Annotated in this window: 3 protein-coding genes; all 3 read right to left on the bottom strand. The window is 46.7% G+C overall.

Going from position 1 to position 4,629, the window contains the following annotated elements; all coding sequences use genetic code 11:
- Positions 1-33: 33 nt before the first annotated feature.
- The 3 genes from B7Y67_RS11225 to B7Y67_RS11210 all read right to left on the bottom strand — a co-directional run bounded on the left by B7Y67_RS11225 (position 34) and on the right by B7Y67_RS11210 (position 4,622).
- Positions 34-2,070 carry an HD domain-containing protein gene (locus B7Y67_RS11225; protein WP_293598713.1) on the bottom strand — a complete coding sequence of 679 codons (2,037 nt, stop codon included), beginning with the start codon at positions 2,068-2,070 and terminating at the stop codon, positions 34-36.
- Between the two features lie 15 nt (positions 2,071-2,085).
- Positions 2,086-3,906 carry an alpha/beta fold hydrolase gene (locus B7Y67_RS19520; RefSeq protein WP_367227280.1) on the bottom strand — a complete coding sequence of 607 codons (1,821 nt, stop codon included), beginning with the start codon at positions 3,904-3,906 and terminating at the stop codon, positions 2,086-2,088.
- Positions 3,907-3,971: 65 nt separating this feature from the next.
- Positions 3,972-4,622, bottom strand: a complete 651-nt coding sequence (locus B7Y67_RS11210; RefSeq protein WP_215303459.1) for a CoA transferase subunit B — start codon at positions 4,620-4,622, stop codon at positions 3,972-3,974.
- Positions 4,623-4,629 lie beyond the last annotated feature (7 nt).

Raw genomic sequence — 4,629 nt, 5'->3', positions numbered from 1 at the left:
CTGAGCTACGAGCCTATATAGCCATAGAGTTTATCACCGGCGCCGTACTTGGGTCACCCCTTTGACTTCCTCAAGACCATTTTGAACCAAGCGCAAGGCTTCTGAGTCCTTAATTTCCACAGTCAACAGGATTTGAGCAAGGCCTCGTTTAGCTGATTTACGCAAATCAATCACATGAACACCCTGCCTTGTCAGAATTTCAAACAATTCGCGCATGAGTTCAGGACGATCAAGACCAGTAATAGCCAGATCCGCTGGGAATACGCGTTTTGGATCACTTGTTGTCAGAGTTTCTGGGGTCGACTCATTCCAGGCAGTCTGAATAACCCGCTCAGGCGCCCGCTCCAATAAGCCTCTAAAAGTTTTACAGGATCTTCTATGAATCGATACACCACGACCTTGAGTCACAAATCCAGCAATAGCATCTGGAGGCACCGGTCTGCAGCAACGCGCCAACTGAGTTAGTAATGAATCTACCCCGACAACCAACACATCGCCTGCCTGACCCTGTCTACGGGTACTTTGCTTCAGAATAATTTCTGGCGCTGGTGCAGTCACCTTGGTTTCTAGCTTCTGCTCCGTTTTAATATCGCTAGACTTTGCACCAGCCTCTTCATCATCTAAGGCATTAAACCAAGTGCGCACACGAGTACGGGCACGCTGTGAGCGCAAGTAGTTGCGATTAGGGCTTATCCAATCACGCGAGGGGCCACCATGCTTTACAGCAATGATTTCAATAGTCTGACCATTTTGTAGCGGCGTATCTAATGGCACCATAGCTCCATCAACTCGAGCACCACGACAGCGGTGCCCCAGATCAGTGTGCACTGCGTATGCAAAGTCGATTGGTGAGGAACCCTTCTCCAAGGAAATGACTTTGCCCAGAGGTGTGAGAACATAAATATGATCATCAATCTCATGATGCTTTAATTGCTCCCATGCATCTTCTTTCCAGGAGATCAGCTGCCTAGCCCAAGCAATCTGGCGCTCGTAGGCTACTGCTGCACTATGTGTGCCAGTTTGATGGCTGGGGTTTGGTGTGTTCGGAGTATTGGAGGCAGATTTATTTTTTGATGGTGTTGCAGCACCAATATAAGCACCCTCCTTATAACGCCAGTGCGCAGCCAATCCATACTCAGCCTGTTGATGCATTTCATTTGTACGCACCTGAATCTCAAATGCCGTTCCATGCTCATCCATCACTACGGTATGCAAAGATTGATAGCCGTTAGGTTTGGGCCTCGCAATATAGTCATCGAATTCACGTGGTACTGGCTGCCAGACGTTGTGCACTATTCCTAAAATGGCGTAGCAAGATTTAACATCCTCCACTAGAACCCTAAATGCTCTGACGTCATAAAGATTGGCAAAGTCGAGTGACTTGCCCTGCATCTTTTTCCAAATACTGTAGATGTGTTTTGGGCGACCCTGAACCTCACCCTGAATATGAGCGGCAGTTAATTCTTCCTGAAGCTTTTTGACAATTTGCTCAATAAAAGATTCACGCTCAATGCGCTTGCCATCGAGCATCTTGGCAATATCTCGATAGATCTCTGGAGACAGAACTCGAAACGCTAAGTCCTCCATCTCCCATTTCATTTGCCAGATACCGAGGCGATTTGCGAGCGATGCATCAATATTAAGAATCTCTTGCGCCCAGGCTTTTGGCATCTCCATTTTTTCATGGGTAATCCAGCGCAAGGTTTGCAAGCGTGAGGCAAGATAAATGAGGACCACACGTAAGTCGTCACCAAAAGCCAGCAACATCTTTCTCAGCATTTCTTCTTGCCCGGAGATGCTGAGACCACCATCATTACGGACGAGCTTAGCTTGAGCCTGCCTTAGACCACGATAACCAATCAACAGTTTGGCTGACTCATCGCCAATCAGTTTAGTGAGGGATTCTTTGCCGTGAGTCCGTGCGATATTACTTGCAGCAGTTAATGTAGCCTCGTCTAGATGAAGCAATTTCAGAATACTCAGAACACCGGCAGCATGACTTTCAGAGGGCTCTCCATACCAGCCATCTATGATTTTGATGCTCTCAGATACATTGCCAGCATTTGACATGGAAGACCGAAATCCTTAACTAAAGAATTCTTTTGCTAAAGCAACTTGTTCTGACTTCACAAAGGCAGGCGCATGTCCCACTCCTGGAATTTCAATACTCCGAATGTATGGGTTGACCTTACACATCTCGGCCACTGTTTTAGCAGAGAGTAAATCCGATTCACCGCCACGAACGATCAGCATCGGGATATGAATTTGCTTAAAGGCGTGCCACATTGCCATCTCACCTGCCTTCGCCATTATTGGATTAACAGATGCAAACGGTACAGAAATATCAGGGTCATAGTGCATCACCCAAAGGCCATCTTTTTGTACAAGCATCGGGCCGTTATAAATCTCCCACTCTTCTGGCGTATGGCTACCAAACGATGCACAGATCTCATTTAGACGCTGCAGCGCATCTGCGCGATTGGCAAAGCTAAAAGCTTGCCCAACGTAAGAGCCTAAACGTTTAATGGCCTCAGGCTCAATCCGAGGACCCACATCGTTAATTAACATACGACGTATTGGATTCTTGGGCATTGAGGCATAGACCATGCCAATGAGGCCGCCCATCGAAGTTCCAAACCAGTCGACTTGTGCAACCCCGAGATGCTGAATCAAGCTTGCCATATCTGCGACGTATTGAGGAACAGCATAGAGCATCGGATTCTTTAATCGATCAGAGTCGCCACGCCCAACTACATCAGGACAGACGACGTAGTAATCATTGCTCATTGCCTGCGCAAGGGTTTTGAAATCACTACCCCTACGAGTTAGGCCATGAACACAAACCAAAACCTTTGGGTTGTTAGGATTGCCCCAGGCGTGATACGCCATGCGATGCGGTCCGTCGGGACTAGTGCAAGTGACAAAGAAAGTATCTCCATGATGAATCACATTGGATTTTTTAATCTCATCTTCGAGTTCTTCACCATGAGTATGCTCATCCACCATACCCGCAATCTCAGGCTGCAGAGTGACGTGATCAATCCCATGCTTATTCAATAGCATCTCGTTGATGCGCGCCATGATTTCTGGCCACTCACTCATCTGCTCGATTTCAATATGGCCAATAAGCGCTGGAAAACTTGGTGTCATTTCCCAAACGTGTAAATCATGCACTGCCAATACACCGGGAACATTTTTAAGATCGTTGCCCACTTGCAGGTAATCAATATGTAAAGGCACACCCTCCATCAAGAAGTGATATGACTCACGCAAAATGGAAATAGTAGATTTCAAAATCAGCAAAGAAACCAAAATGGAGAGAATTGCATCGATTGGCATCCAACCAGTCAGCTGGATAACAATGCCCGCAATCAATGCGGCTACAGAGCCCAACAAGTCACCCATGACATGAACCAAAGCAGCACGTGTATTAACACTTTTCTTATCACGCGAAAGTACCCATGCCACAACGATATTCATCAGCAGGCCGATTGCGGCTACGACTGTGACTGTCAATCCATCCACTTGGTGCGGATCATAAAATCGGCTCACTGCTTCCACCATAATCCAAGCGACTAAAGCCAACATCGCAAGACTATTTACAAATGCAGCAAGCGCTTCTGCTCGACCAAATCCAAATGAATGTTTTGGTGATGGGGGGCGACGGGAAATAATCTGGGCTAGTAAAGCCAAGCCTAGCGCAGCTGCATCCGTCACCATGTGACCTGCATCGGATATCAAGGCTAATGAATTTGCGAAATACGCTGCAGCACCTTCAACACCAGAAAAACCTAATGTCAGAACTAGGGCAATGAGGAGAAGGTTTTGATTGGAGACCTGCTTGGCATGAGCATGTTTAGCATCACCCTGCTTATGTGCATGAAGAGAATGATCTGCAGCACTCATAGAAGACTCTTTAGAAATAGAAATGGGGTCATTGACCCCATTATTTCACTATCCAGTAGAAAAGGTTAGAAACCCGTTGTATCTACAGGGGCACCTGTTTTGGACACTACCTCTTCCTTGGTGACGCCTGGAGCTAACTCTACCAACTTCAAACCCTTTGGAGTGATATCAAGCACGCACAGATCGGTGATGATGCGACTAATAACACCCACACCAGTCAATGGCAAAGTGCACTTAGGCAGAATCTTGATTTCTTCTGTGCCGTCTTTCTTCTTAGCAACGTGCTCCATCAGAACAACCACATGCTTAACGCCAGCAACCAAATCCATGGCGCCGCCCATGCCCTTCACCATCTTGCCAGGAATCATCCAGTTAGCTAAATCGCCATGCTCGCTCACCTGCATTGCACCCAAAATCGCAATGTTGATCTTTCCACCACGAATCATTCCAAATGAATCTGCAGAAGAAAAAATGGAAGAGCCAGGCAAAGTCGTAATCGTTTGCTTGCCCGCATTAATTAAATCTGCATCAATAGTTGCTTCCGTTGGAAATGGGCCAATACCCAATAATCCATTCTCAGACTGGAGCCATACTTCCATTCCTTCAGGAACATGGTTAGCCACCAGGGTTGGCATACCAATACCCAAATTGACGTAGTAACCATCCTTTAACTCTTTAGCAGCACGTGCTGCCATTTCATCTCTATTCCAAGGCATATCAATC

The organism is Polynucleobacter sp. 35-46-11 (assembly GCF_002281105.1).
The sequence above is the reverse complement of the archived record's forward strand: the minus strand, read 5'-3'. Positions and strand labels throughout refer to the sequence as shown.

Coding starts and splice junctions, on each gene's coding strand:
- B7Y67_RS11225 (WP_293598713.1), bottom strand. CDS start 2,070: ATGTCAAATGCTGGCAATGTATCTGAGAGCATCAAAATCATAGATGGC.
- B7Y67_RS19520 (WP_367227280.1), bottom strand. CDS start 3,906: ATGAGTGCTGCAGATCATTCTCTTCATGCACATAAGCAGGGTGATGCT.
- B7Y67_RS11210 (WP_215303459.1), bottom strand. CDS start 4,622: ATGCCTTGGAATAGAGATGAAATGGCAGCACGTGCTGCTAAAGAGTTA.